Here is an 18,202-nt window from a genome sequence, read left to right on the forward strand (position 1 = left end):
CTGCGTCCTATCGCCTGACTTCGGGTCCCCCTTTTGCGCCTTGGCCATGGCGGTGAACCCGGACCACCGTGCCGTCGATCATCGCATATTCCATGTCGGCATCGTCAGAGACCGCTTCAAAAAGCCGTTTGAAAACACCGGCTTTCATCCAGTCGCTGTAACGGGAATAGACAGAGTTCCAATGTCCGAAATACGTCGGAAGGTCCCGCCATGGGCTGCCGGTCCGGGCAATCCAGAGGACCGCCTCAATGAAAAGACGGTTGTCCTGCCCGCTGCGCCCGCGATCTGTTTTCTTGCCAAGGCACAGCGGTTCCATTTGCGCCCATTGGGCGTCTGTCAGTACGAAGCGATCCATACGGATTTTGAATCACATTTGGTGACTTTGAAAAAGTATAATTCCCAACAGACCCCAAAAAGCTTCGAAGAATGCTGCCTTTTTGAAAAAAGGCAGCACCCAGAAACTTTTTCTTATGTTTCGCGCGCCAGTTCCAGCGCACGGGCATAGACGGTGCGCCGGGGCAGGCTGGTAATGCCCGCTACCAGGGCGGCCGCGTCCTTGACCGACAGGGTGCGCAGGGCCTCGCGCAATTGCGTGTCCAGATCCTTGGCCGTGCTGTCGCCCTGCAGGGGCGGACCAAGCACTACGGTAATTTCGCCACGGGCCGGGTTGTCCGCGTAGTGGGCGGCCAGTTCGGCCACCGTGCCACGGCGTACTTCCTCAAACCGCTTGGTCAGTTCGCGCGCGACGGCGGCGGGGCGGTCGCCTCCCATGACATCAGCCAGGGTCGCCAGCATTTCCGCCAGCCGGTGCGGGGCTTCATGCCAGATCAATGTGGCGGACAGGCCCGCGCATTCCGCCGCGTGCAACTGCGCCAGCACCTCGCGACGCGCGGCCTCACGCGGGGGCAGGAAGCCTGAAAACATGAACGGGTGCGGGGGCAGGCCAGACAGGGTCAGCGCCATGACCGCCGCATTGGGGCCGGGTACGGCCGTGACATGCCCGCCCGCCGCCACGACCGCACGCACCAGGCGGTATCCGGGATCGGACATGAGCGGCGTGCCCGCGTCCGAAATCACCGCAATGCGCTGCCCCGCGCCCAGTGCGTCCAGCAGGGCGGGGATCTGCCGGTCCTCGTTATGGTCATGCAGCGGACGGGTACGGGTATGAATACCGTATTCCCGCAATAGCCGCGCGCTGGTACGGGTATCCTCGCACAAAATCAGGTCAACGGATTCCAGCGTCGCCACCGCGCGGTGGCTCATGTCCCCCAGATTGCCAATGGGGGTGGAAACAAGGACAAGTTCTCCCGGCCGATGCACAACCGGAATGGATTCATCCGCGTTCCCTGCATGACGGGGGGGCGTTTCTCCGCTATGAACCGTTTCTGGGGGAATGTCCGTCGGATGTTCCGCGGCATGTTGAGATTTTGAAGGCGAGGAAGATGAGGCGTCAGACATTCGGAACCCAGATGCAAGGACAGGATGTTGATTCTGCCTCTTCGCGCTTTGCATGCAAGCGCTTATTGTTTGCCGGGCTGGCACTGTCGGCCCTTACGGCATGCGCCAGCGGTGGTAGCCACCATCATGCCCCGAAGGCTGGGCGCGGCGTCGGTGTCCTGCTGCCCCTGACCGGCGCCAATGCCCGTCTGGGTCAGGAAATGCTGATCGCCACCCGCATGGCCATGAATACCCCGACCGCCCCGCCGCTGGATGTGCATGACACGGCAGCCCCCGGCAGCACCGCCGCGACGGCGGCACAGTCTGCGGTCTCGGCAGGGGACGGGCTGATCCTCGGGCCGCTGACCACGGATGATACGGCTGCCGCCGCCCCCGTTGCCACGGCGGCGCATGTGCCCATGCTGGCCTTTACCAGTGACATGTCCGTGGCCCAGCCCGGTGTGTGGACGCTGGGCATCGCCCCCGAACAGCAGGTGCGCCGTATGGTGCTGGCCGCGCGCCAGCAGGGACGGCAGCATTTTGCCGCCTTCCTGCCTGAAAACCGTCTGGGCCATGCGCTGGGGCAGGCGCTTCAGCAGGTATGCGCGGAAAACGGGCTGCAATCCCCGCAGATTATGTATCATGAAAGCCTGCAGGCATCCGTTTTAACGGGTCTGAAAACCCTGTCCGCCTATGAAACCCGCGCCGCCGCCGTGGTTCAGCCCCAGCCGGATGCGCAGCCCGAAGCCCCGAAGGTCGATGCGGCGGTCGATCCCGCCAACCCCGATGGCGCGCCCCCGGCCTCATCCGATCAGCCCGCGGCTCCTGCCGCCACACCGGATTTCCCGGCGCCACCGTTTGACGCCCTGCTGCTGGGGGATACGGGGCTGCAACTGGGCATGGTCATCAACGCCCTGACCGAGGTGCATGTGGACCCCACGCATGTGCAGATCATGGGACCGGGACTGTGGGGCGCTTTCGCCACCAAGCTGTCGGCATTGCAGGGCGCATGGTACGCAGCCCCCGATCCGGCCAGCCGTCAGGCTTTCGTGCAGCAGTTCATGGCGCGCTACCATCACATGCCCACGCCGCTGGCTGACCTGACCTATGATTCGGCGGCCCTGGTCAAGGCCCTGGACCAGACGCGCCCCGCAGGCAGCGCCAATGGCTATTCCGTGCAGGCGCTGACCCGGCCGGAAGGTTTTGGCGGGGTGGATGGCGCTTTTGGTTTTCTTGAAAATGGCAAGACGCGGCGTGATCTTGCAGTGTTCCAGATCCTGCCATCCGGTGGCAGCAGGATCGTCATCCCTCCCGCAGGCAAGCTGCGCCGCAGCGCCAATTAAGGCGCGAAGGGGAATGCTGTCGTGGCCGTTCAGGCCGCGGCAGTCGCCCCGCAGGACAGCACCGGACGGATCGCATGCAGTGCGGCTTCGAAGCTGCGATAGGTTGCCAGCGGGCGTTCGTGAATCTGGTCGATCAGTACCCAGCCCATTCCCTTGCCTTCGGGGCGAACCATGTAGGCGGGGTTTGCGTTCTCACGTACCCAGACCAGGACGTGTTCCAGATCGATTTCATCATTTTCGTCGCGGTCGGTGATGTCCGCATCACACAGACCCATGCAGGCACCGGCCTGCAGCCAGCGCATCAGGTATTCGCGGTGACGGGGCAGCAAGCCCTGCCGCAGGGAAACAACATTGGTGGCATATGCCTGCTGATCCATCATGTGCATTCCGTTGGCCCTCTGACTGTCGTGGTGTGACAATGTGGAAACAACGCTATTCCTGCATGGCAGCTTTGCCAAATTGAATTTGGGACTGAAAGCCGAAGAAACAGGCAGAAACCTTAACCTGTGATAAAAAAGCAATAATATGTTGCAAATATGATTATTTTTTAGGCTTTTTTTTAGGCAAATGCACATTCCAGCGGCGGTGAAGCCATAGCCAACTGCCGGGATGATGGCGAATAATGCTTTCAATCCAGTCATTGACCATCTGGGTCAGGTCCATCTGGTCCTGCGCCCGGTTGCCGCTGTCGGGCAGGTCAAGCGGGGGATGGACATGAATCCGCAACCGTGCCGGACCCAGGCGCTCGACATAGCCGGGAATGACGGGACAGCGCAGCTTGATCGCCATGGCCGCCATGGCCCCCGCCGTCATGGCGGGCTGTCCGAAAAACCGGGCGGCGACACCATCATTCATTTTCTGGTCCACCAGCATGCCCAGATGTCCCCCCTTCAGGATATGGCCCAGCGCGCTGCGTGCGCCCTTCGCCCCCTTGGCGAACAGGGGAACAGGTTGCCCCATGGCCGCATCCCGGAGGTCGCACAGGATCCGGTCAACCAGCGGGTTGTTCGGCGCGCGGTAGAAGGATGAAAACGGCATGCCATACCGCGCCACGGCGGGCGGCAGCATTTCCCAGTTGCCGATATGCCCGGATACGAAAATGGTCGGGCCGCCGCGACGTGCCTGCGCGGTCAGGTATTCTTCCCCCACCACGTCCCAGCCCGGACCGCTGCCCGGATTGCGGGGCAGGGTGGCAAGATGGGGGAATTCGCCAGCATTGCGACCGATATTATCCCACATGTCCCGTATCACGCGGCGGCGCATGGTGGCATCCAGTTCGGGCATCGCCATGCGCAGGTTGGCATCGGCAATGCGGGACACCGGCAGGCATGGCCCCACCATCCGGCACAGGAAGCCACCCAGGTTGGAGGCCCGTACCGGGCCAATCCGGCGGAATATCGCCAGCAACCCGCACACGAAGGCGGCTTCCAGATGCATCTGCCGGGTGGCGGAGCGTGTGGGGGTGGCAACTGTCATGCGTCTGTCCTGCCCAGCCATAGGTCAAGTATGCGTTCGGGCATGGCGGGCGTGTCCCATGCCAGATGCACGCTGGCGGTCGTAACCCGCGCCCGCATGTCGGGGGGCAGGCGTACGGCGTCCTTTTCCGTTGTTACCAGGCACGCATTCCATTGCGCGGCCAGTGCCAGCAGGTCGCGGCATTCCGTCCGGGTATAGGGATGATGGTCGGTAAACGCCATGCAGCGCAGGGGGGAAAGCCCCATGCTGGCAAGCCCGTCAAAGAACTTCGCGGGCCGTCCGATGCCGGCAAAGGCGATAAGGGGCCTGTCACGCGGCACGTTGCCAACATCCTGTTGTAACATGGCGGTAAAGCAGGGTGGCCAGTTTTCCATGCCGGCCAGAACGCCCTGCCGATCGGTACCAATCATGACAATGCCCCCCGCACGCGCCAGACCAGTGTGGACCGGTTCGCGCAGCGGCCCCGCAGGCAGGACCCGTCCATTGCCGAATCCGACCGCACCATCCACAACCACCAGCGCAAGATCCTGATGCAGCGTGGAATTCTGGAACCCGTCATCCATCAGCAGGCAGTCCGCCCCGTCCCGTAGGGCCTGCCGTGCTGAAACCGCGCGGTCCGCGCCGATATAACATGGTGCGACCCGGGCCAGCAGTAACGGTTCATCCCCTGTGTCACGTGCTGTATGGCGATCAGGGTCAACCCGCGTGCCCATGGGCCGGTGGCCACCATAGCCACGGGACAGAAAGGCCGGGCGACGCCCACGGGCAATGGCGCGTTGGGCAAGGTCAAGGCCAAGTGGGGTCTTGCCCGTACCACCCACCCCGATATTCCCGCAGCACAGCACGGGCACGGGTGCCCGCCATCCGGTGTGCCTGACGACCCGCCGGGCGGTTGCGGATGCATACAGCCATGACAACGGGAACAGCAGGCGGGCGGCCCATCCCGGATGGGCGGGCGCATTCCACCAGAAGGCCGGGGCTTGCATCACCGTTGTCCCAGCGTCAGAATCGCAAGGGCGACCTGCCGGGCAATATCAGGGTCGGGCGGGGAAGGATCAGGTGCCAAAACGCCGTCCCGGTCAGGATGCCGCAGTTGCGTGATGACCCATTGCGCAATGTCCCGCGCAGTATGCACGTAGTGGATGCGTTGCCCCATCCGGGCATAGGCCTGGCGGAAATTGCCGGTTTTCGGGCCGGTGGCAATCGGGCATCCCGCCCGTGCCGGCTCAACGGGATTATGGCCGCCACCCGCGCAGCCGGGCAGGCTGTTTCCCATAAGGACCGGTGCGCCGAGGGCATAGAACAGCCCCGTTTCCCCCAATGTATCGCATATCCATACGGCATCGCGCGCTGTGGGAAACTGTCCCGCCGCGCGACGGGGCAGCGGTCGGTCCGCCAGTGCTCCGATATCCGCCCCATGTTCGGGATGGCGGGGAATGATGATGGTCAGCGCATCTGGCACGGCCTGACGGATGATGATGCTGGCGGCAAGGATTTCGGTTTCCTCCCCCTGATGGGTGGAAGCCGCCACCCAGACCGGACGACCGCCCAGCGTGCGCCCGATTGCAGCAAGGTCCGCCGGGTTGCACGGCAGGGGCGCTGCCGCATCTTTCAGGTCTGCGATCATGTCGATCCGTTCCGCGCCACCGTGTTGCAGGCGGCGGGCATCTTCCGGCGTCCGGGCCATGACCCATGTGAAAGTGGACAGCATGCGCGCCAGCAGGCATCGCGCCTTGCCCCACCGGGCCAGTGACCGGTCCGACAGGCGTCCGTTGAGCAGCGCCAGCGGGATGCGCCGCCGCCTGCATGTTGCGATCAGGTTGGGCCAGAGTTCACTTTCCACCAGTGCCGCCGCATCGGGACGCCAGAAATCGGCAAATCGCGCAACCCAGCGTGGCACATCCAGCGGCGCGAACTGATGCAGGACCCGTTCATGTCCATCTATGCCCGGCAGGCGTGCATGCAGGATCTCGGCCCCCGTCATGGTGCCAGTCGTGACCAGGATATGATGGGACGGGCTGATGGCCAGAAGCTGGCTGATAACCGGCAGCACCGAAATGCTTTCGCCAACGCTTGCGGCATGCAGCCAGACAAGCGGGCCGTGGGGGCGCCCCATGCTGGCAATGCCACGGCGCTGGGGCAGGCTGGCCGGTGTTTCCTTGCCCCGTTTCAGGCGACGCGACAGGTTATGGCGCAGGACGGGGGCCAGCAGGCTGGCGACACCCCACCATCCTGCACCAAGGACAGCACCACACAGGCGCGCGCCCGTCATGTCCGGGCGCGTCATGTCCGTATCAGTCCAAAAGCACGGTGGTTGCGCATGTCCCTGCGGTAACACGCCCTGTCAGATGGGAAAAGGATGCAGGGCCTTCCTTTCCCATCATGTCATCAGGACAGGAAGCGGCGCAGCCCCAGCCCCTGCCTGCGTTCATGCAGGACGGAGGGCTGATAGGCGACGGAAATGATTTCGTGCGCCTGCTGCCATACGCTTATGTCTTCCGCGCGCTCGGTCTGAACGGTGGTGACGCCACAGCGCAGCATGAATTCGTACTGGTCCGGCAGTGGCTTGCCGGTCGCCCGGATTTCCCCCGTAAATGACAGGTGTTCACGCAGTGCGCGGGCCTGCGTGAAGGCACGCCCGTCACGGAAGGTCGTGAACGTGACCGCCACCAGGCCAAGGCGCGGCAGGGCAGGGCGTAGCAGGGACACATCCACATCCGGCCCGATGGTGACGCCCAGCGGCGCATCCGCCCCGCGTGCCAGGCCTTCTTCCAGCCGTGCGAAGGGCACGATCACCGCGCCAGTCGCCGGAAGGGGCGCGTCTTCGGTTACCGTGACCCAGGTGTCATCCTTGATGTGGCCATTCTCAAGCAGGGGCATAGACAGCGTCCTTGAAGCTGGCGGCGCCAAGACGCCGGTAGGTATCGATAAACTGCTCGTCACCCTGACGCAGCACCAGATAGGTATCAATCAGTCGGGCAATGGCATCGACCGTCTCGTCCTCTGGCAGCGCCGGGCCGATGATCTGGCCAATGGCCACGTCATTGGCCGCCGAACCACCAAGGGTCAGCTGGAAGAATTCCTCGCCGCGCTTGTCCACCCCAAGGATGCCGATATGACCTGCATGGTGGTGCCCGCAGGCATTGATGCAGCCCGATATGTTGATATGCAGCCGGCCGATGCGTTCCTGCAGTTCCGGATCGGCAAAGCGGGCGCTGAGCTTCTGCGCGATCGGAATGGAACGCGCATTGGCCAGTGAGCAGTAATCCAGACCGGGGCAGGCGATGATATCGCCCACCAGCCCGATATTGGGCGTGCCCAGACCGGCCGCGACCAGCTTGCCCCACAGTTCGCGCAGACGGTCCTTGCGCACATGGCCCAGCACCACGTTCTGCATGTGGGTGACGCGGATTTCACCAAACGACCAGCCATCGGCCAGTTCGGCGATCAGGTCCATCTGGTCCGCCGTGACATCACCAGGGATGCCGCCATCGGGCTTGATGGAAATGACGGCGCTTATGAAACCGTCATTACGATGCGGATGGGTATTGGTGCGCACCCAGCGGTCAAAGGCAGGGTCGGCCTTGCGGTCGGCGGCAAGTTTCTGCGCCGCATCCGCCGGGGCCACCAGTTCGGGAATGCCGAAACGCGCGCGGATGCCATCAACAATGGCGGGATCCAGACGGTAATCCGCCCGGTCCATCAGCGCGAATTCCGCATCGACCTTTTCACGGAACGCCTCGACACCAAGCGCCTGGACAAGGATCTTGATCCGGGCCTTGTACATGTTGTCGCGGCGGCCATAGGCGTTGTACACGCGCACGATGGCCTCAAGGTAGGCAACAAGGTCCTCTTCAGGCAGGTTGTCGCGCAGCTGCACGCCAATGATCGGCGTGCGGCCAAGCCCGCCACCCACGAACACGTCAAACACCGGCCGACCCTGCGCACCGGGGCGGGCGACCAGCCCGATGTCGTGGAAGCGGGCCGCGACGCGGTCATGCGGGCTGCCGCTGATCGCGATCTTGAACTTGCGCGGCAGGAACGAGAATTCCGGATGCAGCGTGGACCACTGGCGCAGGATCTCGGCATGGATGCGCGGGTCCAGCAGTTCATCGGCGGCAGCGCCCGCGAACTCGTCACACGTCACGTTGCGGATGCAGTTGCCGCTGGTCTGGATGGCGTGCATGTCCACGTCCGCCAGATGCTGGAGAATATCGGGTGTATCCTCCAGCCGGATCCAGTTGAACTGCATGTTCTGGCGCGTGGTGAAATGCCCGTAATCGCGGTCATATGTGCGCGCGATATGGGCCAGCATGCGCATCTGGTCCGACCCCATCATGCCATAGGGTACCGCAACGCGCAGCATGTAGGCATGAAGCTGCAGGTACAGGCCGTTCATCAGGCGCAGCGGCTTGAACTCATCCTCGCTCAGGTCGCCCTTGACACGGCGGTTCACCTGTTCGCGGAACTGCGCCACGCGCTGGGACAGGAAAGTACGGTCCACCTGGTCATAGGCATACCGGCCAACCGGCAGGGGTGCGGTGTCAGTGGACATTGGATGTCTCCACAGGGGCAAAATCAGGATGGACACTCGGCCCGAACGCACGGATGCGCTCACGTACCGTAAGCGGGGACAGGCCCGCAGCCGACGGGTCAAGCTGCACGCCATAGATACCCACCAGCCTGCGTGCATCCGGCGTGGCCTTGGCCTGCGCTATCGCGTCTTCGATATCCGCATTGTCAAAAACACGGGCATGCCCGATATGTTCCGACCATCCCTGCTGTGTCAGCCAGACGATGCGGCCATCAAGCAGGCGGTTGGCGGTAATGACGCTGGCACCGGTCGTATCCCGGCGGTTGTTCCTGACATCCACTTGTGAACCGATCCTTTCCAGGCAACAGGCGATCTATCTGCCGTGACTGGTACAAAAAGGCGCCAGACATGTAAACTGGCGCCTGTAATCTAAAACCCGGTCCTGCATGGGGCCGGACAGGTCCTGCCCGACCCCGCTGGCATCAGGACTTCTGGCGCTGGACCACCCCGTCAAGGCGGGTTTCCTCATCAATGAAGGCGGCGAGGCGTGCTGCCGTCTCATCGCTTGACGCATTGGCCGTTTCCAGCTGCAGGGCGGGCTTCACGGGTGCTTCATACGGCGCATCGATGCCGGTGAAGCCTTCGATCTTGCCCGCGCGGGCGGCCGCATACAGCCCCTTGGGGTCGCGCTCTTCACACGTGGCCTGCGGCGTGTCGATGAAGATTTCATGAAAACCCTCACCCACGATCTGGCGTGCCAGTTCGCGGTCCGCAATGGTGGGGGAGATCAGGGCAACGATCACCACCTGACCGCTTTCCGCAAGGATGCGGGCCACGGCGGCGGCGCGGCGCACGTTTTCACGACGGTCCGCTTCGGAAAAGCCAAGGTCCGAACACAGGCCCGCGCGCAGCGTGTCACCATCCAGAACCGAAACATCGACCCCGCGTGCGAACAGGCGCGTTTCCGCCCCGCGCGCCAGCGTGCTCTTGCCCGCGCCCGGCAGGCCGGTCATCCAGAACACGCCACCACGGTGGCCCTTTGCCTGCGCGCGGTCCCACAGCGACACGGCGCTGTCGGTCGGGTGGATGGCATTGCGGCCCGCGACACTTTCGGCAATACCGATCAGCGGCGCGCCGCCGACGATCTGCTGGTTACGGTCCACCAGCACGCCACGTCCGTCCGATGTGCCCGGCACGAATGCGTCGAACAGCATGGTTTCGGAAACCGCCAGCGTGATTTCGGCAAAGCCTTCGGGCGGCACTTCCTCGGCAGGGTGTTCGGTCAGGTCTTCCAGGCGCAGCACGGAATCAATTGCCGCCACCGTAACCTGGTGTTCCGCCGTGGCAAGACGCAGCTTGAAGCTTTCGCCCACGCGCAGCGGTTCCTGACGCAGCCAGAACAGGCGCGTGCGGATGCGCGCCGCACGCAGGGGGGCGGCGGATGCGGGATACAGGAAGTCGCCCCGGTCGGGAATGACATCGGGTTCCAGCGTCACGGCCACGGACTGGCCAGCAATGGCGGCCACCTGCGGGGCTGTGTGCCAGCTTTCGATAGTGGCGATGCGCGCGCGCGCGCCATGCACGCCAATCACCACCTCATCGCCCACGCGGATGCGGCCGCGTTCGATACGGCCCACGACAATACGCTTGGTGTCGAAACGGTAGACATCCTGCACCGGCAGGCGCAGCGGCAGGTCGGCGCGCGATGACGGGGCGGGAACGGCGGCCAGCGCCTCGGTCAGGGTCGGGCCCTTGTACCACGGCATCTTGTCGGAACGCGACGCCATGTTGTCGCCTTCACGCGCGGAGGCGGGGACAAACACCGTCGGTTCGATTTCAAGCTGGTGCAGGAGCGCGGTGATGTCGCGCTCGGCGGCTTCGATCTTCTTCTGGTCGTAGTTGAAGATATCAACCTTGTTCATCAGCACGATGACATGACGGATGCCGATCAGGCGCAGCAGCATGGCGTGGCGGCGGGTCTGTTCCTGAGCACCTTCATTCGCGTCAACCACCAGGACTGCGGCTTCGGCATCGGCCGCACCGGTGATCATGTTGCGCAGGAACTGACGGTGGCCCGGCGCATCCACGATCACGAACTGGCGCGTGCCCAGCCGGAAGGGAATGCGGGTGGAATCAACGGTCACGCCCTGGTCACGTTCGATCTGCAGGCTGTCGAGCAGGAAGCTCCATTCAACCGTAAGCCCGCGCTTCTTGCTGGATTCAATGATCTGCGCGACACGCCCGTCGGGCAGGCTGTCGGTATCATACAGCAGGCGACCGATCAGCGTGGACTTGCCATGGTCGACATGGCCCACGATCACGATGGGGGTGGCGGCTTCCTGCGGGGCAGGGGTCGGGATTGTACTCATTGTAATATAACTCCGTCCTGTCCGATCAGAGGTAGCCGGCCACGCGCAGGCGTTCGAACGCGTCCTCGGACTCATGATCCATGGCACGTCCCGCGCGTTCGGATGTGCGCGACGTTTCCAGTTCCGCAATCACTTCGGCCACGGTGGTCGCGTTGCTTTCCACCGGGCTGGTGATATCCTGGTCCCCCAGCGAGCGGTAGCGCTTGCCGTCCTTTGCGAAATACAGGTCAACCAGCGGGATGTCCTCGCGCTCGATATAACGCCAGATGTCAATTTCACGCCATGACAGCAGGGGGTGGACGCGCACATGCATGCCGGGTTCGTGCGGGGTGGCGTACTGGTCCCAGAATTCGGGCGGCTGGTTGCGCACGTCCCACTTGTGGCCTGCGCCACGGGGGCTGAACACACGTTCCTTGGCACGGGTGGCCTGTTCATCACGGCGGATGCCCGCGATCACGCCCGCCAGCTTGTACTTGTCGATCATCGCGGCAAGGCCCGCGGTCTTGCGCGCAGCAGAACGTGCGGCGGGTGGCAGGGTGGGGTCGATGTCTTCCACCGGCGGGCAGTCGCCCAGCAGCAGTTCCAGGTTCCACTTCTTGGTATATTCATCGCGGAACTTATACATTTCCGGGAATTTCTTGCCGGTATCGACATGCATGACCGGGAACGGCACGTTGCCAAGGAATGCCTTGCGCGCCAGCCACAGCATGACGTTGGAATCCTTGCCCAGCGACCACAGCATCGCCAGCGGCTTCAGCTTCCGGTAGGCTTCGCGCAGGATGAAGATGCTCTGGGCCTCTAGTTGGTCGAGATCGTCCATGGAATTACAGACCTTCCGTAACAGGAAAGAAACAGGGAAAACTGGCGGCCTCAGCCCGGCCGGTGCGGTGGCGTCCGTTTCAGGATGCCTTGCGGACATGGATACCACATTCCGTCTTGTTCTGCCCGGCCCAACGGCCCTGACGCGGGTCCTCGCCTTCGGCCACGGGCCGTGTGCATGGCGCGCATCCGATCGAGGGATAGCCCCGCAGCGTCAGCGGATGGCGCGGCAGGTTGCGGCGCGCCATTTCGGCATCAAGTTCGCGCGGGGTCCAGCTGATCAGCGGGTTGATCTTGATCTTGCCGCCGGGCGCGTCCTCCACCACCGGCAGGCCCTGCCGGGTCGCGGCCTGGGTGCGCTTGCGGCCCGTGATCCACGCATCAAAGGGGATCATGGCCTCACCCAGCGGTTCGACCTTGCGCAATGCACAGCAGGCATCAGGGTCGAAGGCCCATAGCTGGCCTTCGGGGTCGCGGCGTTCGATCTGTCGGGGGGCGGGGTGCAGGTCACGCACGTCGCGCAGGCCCAGCACGCGGGCCAGTTCCTGCCGGTAAGCCAGCGTTTCGGGAAAATGCTGGCCCGTTTCAAGGAACAGGACCGGCACGGCGGGATCGATTTCGGCCGCCAGCGCCAGCATGACGGCTGATTCGGCCCCGAAGGATGAAACAAGCGCAATACGTCCGCGCAGCCGCGTCAGGGCAACACGAAGCACGTCGGAGGCATTTTCCCCCGCCTGCTTCAGTTCTGCCATAATGTCCGCATTAATGCGCATAATCTCCCCCAGATCGGATTTTACACTAGGCTATGGCGTTCTTTTCCCCGCCACACCTAATCCCCGCGGTTTGTAAAATCAAGGCATGGTCCGGCATTTACACATAATAATACGCATATTTCACGACGGGGATACAAATGTTGCGGGATATGGTGGCCGATCCGTTCCTCAGCGGCTCATGATAACGATAATATCGCTGTTTTCCAGCATATGGCGGGTGACGCCACCCAGAATCATCTGACGCAGGCGGGAATGGGAATACGCCCCCATGACCATCATGTCCGCACCCAGCGTATGGGCCATGTCCAGCATGTCTTCACCCACCGGGCGGGAATCACTACCGAATTCGTGAATATTGGCCATGATGCCATGCAATGACAGAAATGACCGTACATGCCGTGCTTCGGGACCGGGGCGCTGATAGGCGGGGCTGTGCAGGATATGCACCGCTTCCGCCCGTTTGAGCAGCGGCAGGGCGTGATGGATGGCGGATGCGGCTTCCGACGTGCCATTCCAGCCGATGCAGATGCGCCTGCCGATGGTCGGTGGCGCCACGGGCGGCACGATGATCACCCCGCGCCCGCTTTCGAACAGGATGGCGTGCAGCGTGTCGGATGAGGAGACATCCCCCTCCGGATTGGGCTGGCGCAGGACCACGATATCGGACAGGCGCGCCTGAAAGGACACGACACTGCGGGTATGGCCGCTATGGGCGATGAAACTTGCGGACAGGCCGGACATGCCCACTGGCGAAAGGGGGGAGTCCACCGCCACGACCGGGATCTGTTCGCGGGTGACGAATGCGTCAAACAGGCCACGCACGCCGTTGAGGCGCGCGGCACTCTCCTTCAGCGCGGACGCGATCATGTCCTGCACCATCGCGCCCGACAGGCCTTCGCCCACCAATGGGCCGACTTCCTGCATGTCGGTGCCCACATGCAGTACGGCCAGATGGGCATCAAACATGCGGGCAATCGCGCCACCCACGTCCAGCGCGCTTTCCGCGTGGCTCATCCCCGCCAGTGGCAACAGTATCCTGCGTATGCACATGCGCCGCCTCCTGATCCGTTCATGGGGCGTGCGGTCCGTCTGGCGGGTGCGACACGCCCCTTGATGAATGAAAACGGATCAGGGGGCGTTAAGTTCAGGGATAAAGGCGTTCCGTCGTCCAGCCATCGGCTGTCCGGTCCCATACGGCGCGGTCATGCAGGCGATAGGGACGGTCCTGCCAGAATTCGAAATGCTGCGGCACGACGCGAAAGCCGCTCCAGTTGGCGGGGCGGGGAATGACGGCGTCGGGATCAGGGTAGCGGGCTTCAAGGTCTGCCACCGCATTCTCGAACACGGCGCGGTCGGGCAGGGGATGGGACTGGTTGGACGCAATCGCGCCCAGACGCGACACCCGGCTGCGGCTGGCGAAATAGGCGTCGGCCTCGGCCGCGGTCACGGGTTCCACCGCGCCCTCGATACGGATCTGGCGGCGGATGCTTTTCCAGTGGAACAGCAGGGCGGCGTGCGGGTTGGCCTTCAGTTCGGCCGCCTTGCGGCTGTTGAGGTTGGTGTAGAACACAAATCCCCGCCGGTCCGCGCCCTTGAGCAGGATCATCCGCACCGAAGGCCGTCCGTCAGCCGTGGCCGTAGCCAGCGCCATGGCGTTCGGGTCGTTGGGTTCGTGCGCTGTCGCGTCACGCATCCACGCGTCAAACAGGTCGAACGGGTCAGCGGCAAGGTCGATCAGGGGAAGGGTCATGGGGTCGGGGTTCCGTAACGCTGAATGCCTTGTACCCGCCTGTGCCGGATGTGGGCGGCGCAGGGATACGAAACATATGGAAACATAAGGTAAGTTACCATGTGACAATTATTGGCTACAATTAGCGCAATCGGCATCTTGTCCAAAACGGCAGCTTGTGCAACCACGAGGCCGAAATTTCATCCGTCATTTACCATTAAGGATACCAGCATGTCAGACGGCGCGCCCAAAATCGCCATCAAGGGTTCATTGATGAAAGGCAAGCGGGGCCTTGTCATGGGTGTTGCGAATGACCGCTCCATCGCATGGGGCATCGCGCGCGCCGTGGCCGAGCAGGGGGGCGAACTTGCCTTTACCTATCAGGGCGAGGCGCTGGGCAAGCGCGTGCGTCCGCTGGCTGAAACCGTTGGATCGACGCTGGTGCTGCCGTGCGACGTGACCGATGACGCCGCCATGGACGAGACATTTGCCGCGATCGAGAAGGAATGGGGCAAGATCGACTTTCTTGTCCATGCCATCGGCTGGGCGGACAAGCAGTTCCTGCGCGGGCGGTATGTCGACACCCCCCGTGACGCCTTCCTCAAGGCGATGGACATTTCGTGCTATTCCTTCACTGCTGTCGCCCGGCGCGCGGCTGCAATCATGAACCCCGGCGGGTCGTTGCTGACGCTGACCTATCTGGGGGCCGAGCGTGTCATGCCGCATTACAATGTGATGGGTGTGGCCAAGGCGGCGCTGGAGGCATCGGTACGCTACATGGCGGTTGACCTTGGTGGTGATGGCATCCGCGTCAATGGCATTTCCGCGGGACCGGTCATGACGCTGGCTGCCAATGGCATTGGCGATTTCCGCTATATCCTCAAGTGGAACCAGTACAACTCCCCGCTGGAACGCAATGTGTCGCTGGAAGAAGTGGGGGGTGCGGGCCTGTACATGCTGTCCGACCTGTCGGGTGGCGTTACGGGTGAAATCCACCATGTTGATTCCGGCTACCATATTGTCGGCATGAAAAACCCCACCGCGCCGGACATCACGGTCGCGGGCAACTGATCGCACCCCATGTCGTACAATACCTTCGGCCACCTGTTCCGTGTCACCACATGGGGTGAAAGCCATGGCCCGGCCATCGGCTGCGTGATTGACGGCTGCCCGCCGCGTGTCCCGCTGGATGTGGCGGATATCCAGCCCTGGCTGGACCGCCGCAGGCCCGGTCAGTCGAAATTCACCACCCAGCGGCAGGAAGCCGATCAGGTCGAGATCCTGTCCGGCGTGTTCGAGGGCAGGACAACCGGCACCCCGATCTCGCTGGTCATCCGCAATACCGACCAGCGTTCACGTGATTATGGCGATATCGCAACCCGTTACCGTCCCGGTCATGCCGATGTCGCCTATGACATGAAATACGGCATCCGTGACTATCGGGGTGGCGGCCGTTCCTCGGCCCGGGAAACGGCCATGCGGGTCGCGGCGGGGGCCGTGGCGCGCAAGGTGCTGGGGGATATGGTCAGCATCCGTGGCGCGCTGGTGCAGGTCGGGCCACATGCGGTCGACCGTGCGCGGATGGACTGGGAAATTGTGAATGACAATCCGCTGTTCTGCCCGGATGCGACGATCCTGCCGGTGTGGGAAGAATACCTGTCTGATATCCGCAAGAAGGGATCATCCATCGGTGCGGTGATCGAGGTCGTGGCCCAGGGCATACCGTCCGGACTGGGCGCGCCGATCTATGGCAAGCTGGATTCCGACCTCGCCATGGCATTGATGAGCATCAACGCCGTCAAGGGTGTCGAGATCGGGGAAGGGTTTGCTTCCGCCTGCCTGACGGGGGAAGAAAACGCGGACCCGATGCGCATGGAAAATGGCCAGGTCCGGTTCGCGTCCAACCATGCCGGTGGCGTGCTGGGGGGCATTTCCACCGGTCAGCCGGTCGTGGCGCGCTTCGCAGTCAAGCCGACCAGTTCGATCCTCACGCCCGTGCCCTCCGTCACGCGTGAGGGCGAGAACGTGGATGTCATGACCAGGGGGCGGCATGACCCCTGTGTCGGCATTCGTGCCGTGCCGGTGGGTGAAGCGATGATGGCCTGCGTTCTGGCCGATCACCTGCTGCGCCACCGGGGGCAGGTGGGCAATCAGGATCCGGTTATCCTGTAAAAAATCTGGCGCGGAACCCCGGTTCGTTCCGCGCCGCCTGCTGGATCAGCCTTTCAGCTTCGCGTCCAGCGTGATTGTCGCGTCAAACAGTTTCGAGACGGGGCAGCCTGCTTTCGCCTTTTCCGCCAGTTCCTTGAACTGTGCTTCGGTGGCGCCGGGAATTTCGGCTTCCAGCGTCAGTTTCGCATGGGTGATGGCAAAGCCTTCCCCCTGTTTGTCCAGTACGATTTCGGATTTCGCGTCCAGTGTTTTTGGCGTAAGTCCCGCGCCGCCAAGGATACCCGACAGCGCCATGGCGAAGCATGCGGCGTGGGCTGCGCCCAGCAGTTCCTCGGGGTTGGTGCCGGGCTTGTCCTCGAAACGGGTATTGAAACCATAGGGCTGGTTCTTGAGCGAACCGCTCTGGGTCGAGATTTCTCCCTTGCCGTCCTTCAGTCCGCCTGACCAGTGTGCCGTCGCAAATTTCGTGATCGCCATTACGCTTTGATCCCCTGTTTCATGTTGCAATACGGGCGTGACGCCCGTCCGGATGACAGGCATCCCTTGCACGGGGCAACCATCCCGCTTGCGAAAAGTTGCATCACGATGCGTCCCGGGGCATCAGCGCCCTTGCAATATGCGCCAAAAACAGCCATATCCCGCCACGGTCCCACGTTGGGGCCAATTCGCACGTGAAGCCAATACCTCTGGTGTCCTTGAAAAACAGGGCGTGCTTCACGGAGGATAAACCAGACACAAGGATTTAGCCGACATGGCGATGCCTGAATTCACAATGCGCCAGCTGCTTGAAGCCGGCGTGCATTTCGGTCACCACACCCGCCGCTGGAACCCGCGCATGGCGCCGTACCTGTTCGGTGTGCGCAACCAGGTCCACATCATTGACCTGCAGCAGACCGTTCCCATGCTGGACCGTGCGCTCAAGGCGATCCGTGACACCGTGGCCAGTGGTGGCCGCGTGCTGTTCGTCGGCACCAAGCGCGCGGCAGCTGACCAGGTGGCCGAAGCGGCCAAGCGTTGCGGTCAGTATTACGTCAACCACCGCTGGCTGGGCGGCATGCTGACGAACTGGAAGACCATCACCGGTTCGATCAAGCGCCTGCGCGGCATTGACGAAATGCTGGAAAACGGCACCCAGGGCCTGACCAAGAAGGAAGTCCTGGACATCACCCGCGACCGTGAGAAGCTGGAGCGTTCGCTCGGCGGCATCAAGGAAATGGGCGGCCTGCCGGACATCCTGTTCGTGATCGACACGAACAAGGAAAAGCTGGCGGTTGAAGAAGCCAACAAGCTGGGTATCCCGGTTGTGGCCGTGCTGGACAGCAATTCCGACCCGCGTGGCGTGACCTACCCGATTCCGGGCAACGATGACGCCATCCGTGCCATTGCCCTGTATTGCGAACTGGTTTCGTCCGCCGTCCTCGATGGCATCTCCGCCGAGCTGGGTGCGTCGGGCGAAGACTTCGGTGCGTCCGAGGAACTGCCGGTCGATCCCGCCGTGGAAACGGCCGTGACGGAAGCCGCCGCAAGCGCGGAATGAAAATGAACGCTGG

The 18,202-nt window shown here is 63.1% G+C and carries 18 protein-coding genes and 1 pseudogene; 4 read left to right on the plus strand and 15 right to left on the minus strand.

Going from position 1 to position 18,202, the window contains the following annotated elements; all coding sequences use genetic code 11:
• Both GEU01_RS02590 and rsmI read right to left on the minus strand, forming a co-directional pair.
• Positions 1 to 355: pseudogene (locus GEU01_RS02590) on the minus strand (IS5 family transposase); the annotation flags it as partial.
• A 113-nt stretch (positions 356 to 468) separates the two neighbouring features.
• Entirely contained in the window at positions 469 to 1,458 is a 990-nt protein-coding gene (gene rsmI, locus GEU01_RS02595; protein WP_198284435.1) for a 16S rRNA (cytidine(1402)-2'-O)-methyltransferase, read from the minus strand.
• Between rsmI and GEU01_RS02600 the strand changes: the two genes are divergently transcribed.
• Positions 1,443 to 2,780 (plus strand): penicillin-binding protein activator, encoded by a 1,338-nt coding sequence (locus GEU01_RS02600; protein WP_026018441.1) that lies wholly within the window; start codon positions 1,443 to 1,445, stop codon positions 2,778 to 2,780. The genes rsmI and GEU01_RS02600 overlap by 16 nt on opposite strands.
• A 29-nt stretch (positions 2,781 to 2,809) precedes the next feature.
• Here GEU01_RS02600 and GEU01_RS02605 read toward each other — a convergent pair whose 3' ends face one another.
• From GEU01_RS02605 to pdxH, 12 genes are all read right to left on the minus strand, one after another.
• Positions 2,810 to 3,160 carry a hypothetical protein gene (locus GEU01_RS02605; RefSeq protein ID WP_019084825.1) on the minus strand — a complete coding sequence of 117 codons (351 nt, stop codon included), beginning with the start codon at positions 3,158 to 3,160 and terminating at the stop codon, positions 2,810 to 2,812.
• Between the two features lie 160 nt (positions 3,161 to 3,320).
• Positions 3,321 to 4,256 carry a lysophospholipid acyltransferase family protein gene (locus tag GEU01_RS02610; RefSeq protein ID WP_019084826.1) on the minus strand — a complete coding sequence of 312 codons (936 nt, stop codon included), beginning with the start codon at positions 4,254 to 4,256 and terminating at the stop codon, positions 3,321 to 3,323.
• Positions 4,253 to 5,242 (minus strand): tetraacyldisaccharide 4'-kinase, encoded by a 990-nt coding sequence (gene lpxK / locus GEU01_RS02615; RefSeq protein ID WP_019084827.1) that lies wholly within the window; start codon positions 5,240 to 5,242, stop codon positions 4,253 to 4,255. Before lpxK ends, GEU01_RS02610 begins: the two co-directional genes overlap by 4 nt.
• Entirely contained in the window at positions 5,242 to 6,543 is a 1,302-nt protein-coding gene (locus tag GEU01_RS02620) for a 3-deoxy-D-manno-octulosonic acid transferase (protein ID WP_019084828.1), read from the minus strand. The genes lpxK and GEU01_RS02620 overlap by 1 nt, the downstream gene beginning before the upstream one ends.
• Before the next feature lie 101 nt (positions 6,544 to 6,644).
• The gene (locus GEU01_RS02625; protein ID WP_019084829.1) at positions 6,645 to 7,136 is read right to left on the minus strand and encodes a DUF934 domain-containing protein; all 492 of its coding nucleotides are present in this window, start codon (positions 7,134 to 7,136) and stop codon (positions 6,645 to 6,647) included.
• Complete coding sequence (locus GEU01_RS02630) at positions 7,123 to 8,811, minus strand: nitrite/sulfite reductase (RefSeq protein ID WP_019084830.1); 1,689 nt, start codon at positions 8,809 to 8,811, stop codon at positions 7,123 to 7,125. The genes GEU01_RS02625 and GEU01_RS02630 overlap by 14 nt, the downstream gene beginning before the upstream one ends.
• Positions 8,801 to 9,130 (minus strand): DUF2849 domain-containing protein, encoded by a 330-nt coding sequence (locus tag GEU01_RS02635; protein ID WP_019084831.1) that lies wholly within the window; start codon positions 9,128 to 9,130, stop codon positions 8,801 to 8,803. Before GEU01_RS02635 ends, GEU01_RS02630 begins: the two co-directional genes overlap by 11 nt.
• Before the next feature lie 142 nt (positions 9,131 to 9,272).
• A complete protein-coding gene (gene cysC / locus GEU01_RS02640) occupies positions 9,273 to 11,159 on the minus strand; it encodes an adenylyl-sulfate kinase (protein WP_019084832.1) in 1,887 nt (628 codons plus the stop codon).
• Between the two features lie 25 nt (positions 11,160 to 11,184).
• Positions 11,185 to 11,979 carry a sulfate adenylyltransferase subunit CysD gene (gene cysD / locus GEU01_RS02645; RefSeq protein WP_019084833.1) on the minus strand — a complete coding sequence of 265 codons (795 nt, stop codon included), beginning with the start codon at positions 11,977 to 11,979 and terminating at the stop codon, positions 11,185 to 11,187.
• Between the two features lie 79 nt (positions 11,980 to 12,058).
• Positions 12,059 to 12,751: a phosphoadenylyl-sulfate reductase gene (locus GEU01_RS02650; RefSeq protein WP_026018442.1), complete on the minus strand. Its 693-nt coding sequence runs from the start codon at positions 12,749 to 12,751 to the stop codon at positions 12,059 to 12,061.
• Between the two features lie 168 nt (positions 12,752 to 12,919).
• The gene (locus tag GEU01_RS02655; protein ID WP_019084835.1) at positions 12,920 to 13,765 is read right to left on the minus strand and encodes a universal stress protein; all 846 of its coding nucleotides are present in this window, start codon (positions 13,763 to 13,765) and stop codon (positions 12,920 to 12,922) included.
• A gap of 130 nt (positions 13,766 to 13,895) precedes the next feature.
• A complete protein-coding gene (gene pdxH, locus GEU01_RS02660) occupies positions 13,896 to 14,501 on the minus strand; it encodes a pyridoxamine 5'-phosphate oxidase (protein ID WP_019084836.1) in 606 nt (201 codons plus the stop codon).
• Between the two features lie 210 nt (positions 14,502 to 14,711).
• Here pdxH and fabI point away from each other — a divergent pair, with 210 nt between their 5' ends.
• Both fabI and aroC read left to right on the plus strand, forming a co-directional pair.
• Positions 14,712 to 15,551 (plus strand): enoyl-ACP reductase FabI, encoded by an 840-nt coding sequence (gene fabI, locus GEU01_RS02665; protein ID WP_019084837.1) that lies wholly within the window; start codon positions 14,712 to 14,714, stop codon positions 15,549 to 15,551.
• A gap of 9 nt (positions 15,552 to 15,560) precedes the next feature.
• On the plus strand, positions 15,561 to 16,652 hold the full coding sequence (aroC, locus tag GEU01_RS02670) for a chorismate synthase (RefSeq protein WP_019084838.1): 1,092 nt from the start codon (positions 15,561 to 15,563) through the stop codon (positions 16,650 to 16,652).
• A 45-nt stretch (positions 16,653 to 16,697) separates the two neighbouring features.
• Here the strand turns inward: aroC and GEU01_RS02675 are convergent, their stop codons facing one another.
• The gene (locus GEU01_RS02675) at positions 16,698 to 17,129 is read right to left on the minus strand and encodes an OsmC family protein (protein WP_019084839.1); all 432 of its coding nucleotides are present in this window, start codon (positions 17,127 to 17,129) and stop codon (positions 16,698 to 16,700) included.
• Positions 17,130 to 17,403: 274 nt separating this feature from the next.
• Here GEU01_RS02675 and rpsB point away from each other — a divergent pair, with 274 nt between their 5' ends.
• Positions 17,404 to 18,189 (plus strand): 30S ribosomal protein S2, encoded by a 786-nt coding sequence (gene rpsB / locus GEU01_RS02680; protein WP_019084840.1) that lies wholly within the window; start codon positions 17,404 to 17,406, stop codon positions 18,187 to 18,189.
• Positions 18,190 to 18,202: the final 13 nt, after the last annotated feature.

Origin of the sequence: Komagataeibacter europaeus LMG 18890, from assembly GCF_000285295.1 — a bacterium.
GTDB classification, from domain to species: Bacteria; Pseudomonadota; Alphaproteobacteria; order Acetobacterales; family Acetobacteraceae; genus Komagataeibacter; species Komagataeibacter europaeus.

Excerpts from the sequence above, each read along its gene's own strand:
- rpsB (WP_019084840.1), top strand. The coding sequence starts at position 17,404 with ATGGCGATGCCTGAATTCACAATGCGCCAGCTGCTTGAAGCCGGCGTG.
- cysD (WP_019084833.1), bottom strand. The coding sequence starts at position 11,979 with ATGGACGATCTCGACCAACTAGAGGCCCAGAGCATCTTCATCCTGCGC.
- GEU01_RS02600 (WP_026018441.1), top strand. The coding sequence starts at position 1,443 with ATGAGGCGTCAGACATTCGGAACCCAGATGCAAGGACAGGATGTTGAT.
- GEU01_RS02610 (WP_019084826.1), bottom strand. The coding sequence starts at position 4,256 with ATGACAGTTGCCACCCCCACACGCTCCGCCACCCGGCAGATGCATCTG.
- rsmI (WP_198284435.1), bottom strand. The coding sequence starts at position 1,458 with ATGTCTGACGCCTCATCTTCCTCGCCTTCAAAATCTCAACATGCCGCG.
- cysC (WP_019084832.1), bottom strand. The coding sequence starts at position 11,159 with ATGAGTACAATCCCGACCCCTGCCCCGCAGGAAGCCGCCACCCCCATC.
- pdxH (WP_019084836.1), bottom strand. The coding sequence starts at position 14,501 with ATGACCCTTCCCCTGATCGACCTTGCCGCTGACCCGTTCGACCTGTTT.
- aroC (WP_019084838.1), top strand. The coding sequence starts at position 15,561 with ATGTCGTACAATACCTTCGGCCACCTGTTCCGTGTCACCACATGGGGT.
- GEU01_RS02605 (WP_019084825.1), bottom strand. The coding sequence starts at position 3,160 with ATGATGGATCAGCAGGCATATGCCACCAATGTTGTTTCCCTGCGGCAG.
- GEU01_RS02655 (WP_019084835.1), bottom strand. The coding sequence starts at position 13,765 with ATGAGCCACGCGGAAAGCGCGCTGGACGTGGGTGGCGCGATTGCCCGC.
- fabI (WP_019084837.1), top strand. The coding sequence starts at position 14,712 with ATGTCAGACGGCGCGCCCAAAATCGCCATCAAGGGTTCATTGATGAAA.
- GEU01_RS02650 (WP_026018442.1), bottom strand. The coding sequence starts at position 12,751 with ATGCGCATTAATGCGGACATTATGGCAGAACTGAAGCAGGCGGGGGAA.
- GEU01_RS02620 (WP_019084828.1), bottom strand. The coding sequence starts at position 6,543 with ATGACGCGCCCGGACATGACGGGCGCGCGCCTGTGTGGTGCTGTCCTT.
- GEU01_RS02630 (WP_019084830.1), bottom strand. The coding sequence starts at position 8,811 with ATGTCCACTGACACCGCACCCCTGCCGGTTGGCCGGTATGCCTATGAC.
- GEU01_RS02675 (WP_019084839.1), bottom strand. The coding sequence starts at position 17,129 with ATGGCGATCACGAAATTTGCGACGGCACACTGGTCAGGCGGACTGAAG.
- lpxK (WP_019084827.1), bottom strand. The coding sequence starts at position 5,242 with ATGCAAGCCCCGGCCTTCTGGTGGAATGCGCCCGCCCATCCGGGATGG.
- GEU01_RS02625 (WP_019084829.1), bottom strand. The coding sequence starts at position 7,136 with ATGCCCCTGCTTGAGAATGGCCACATCAAGGATGACACCTGGGTCACG.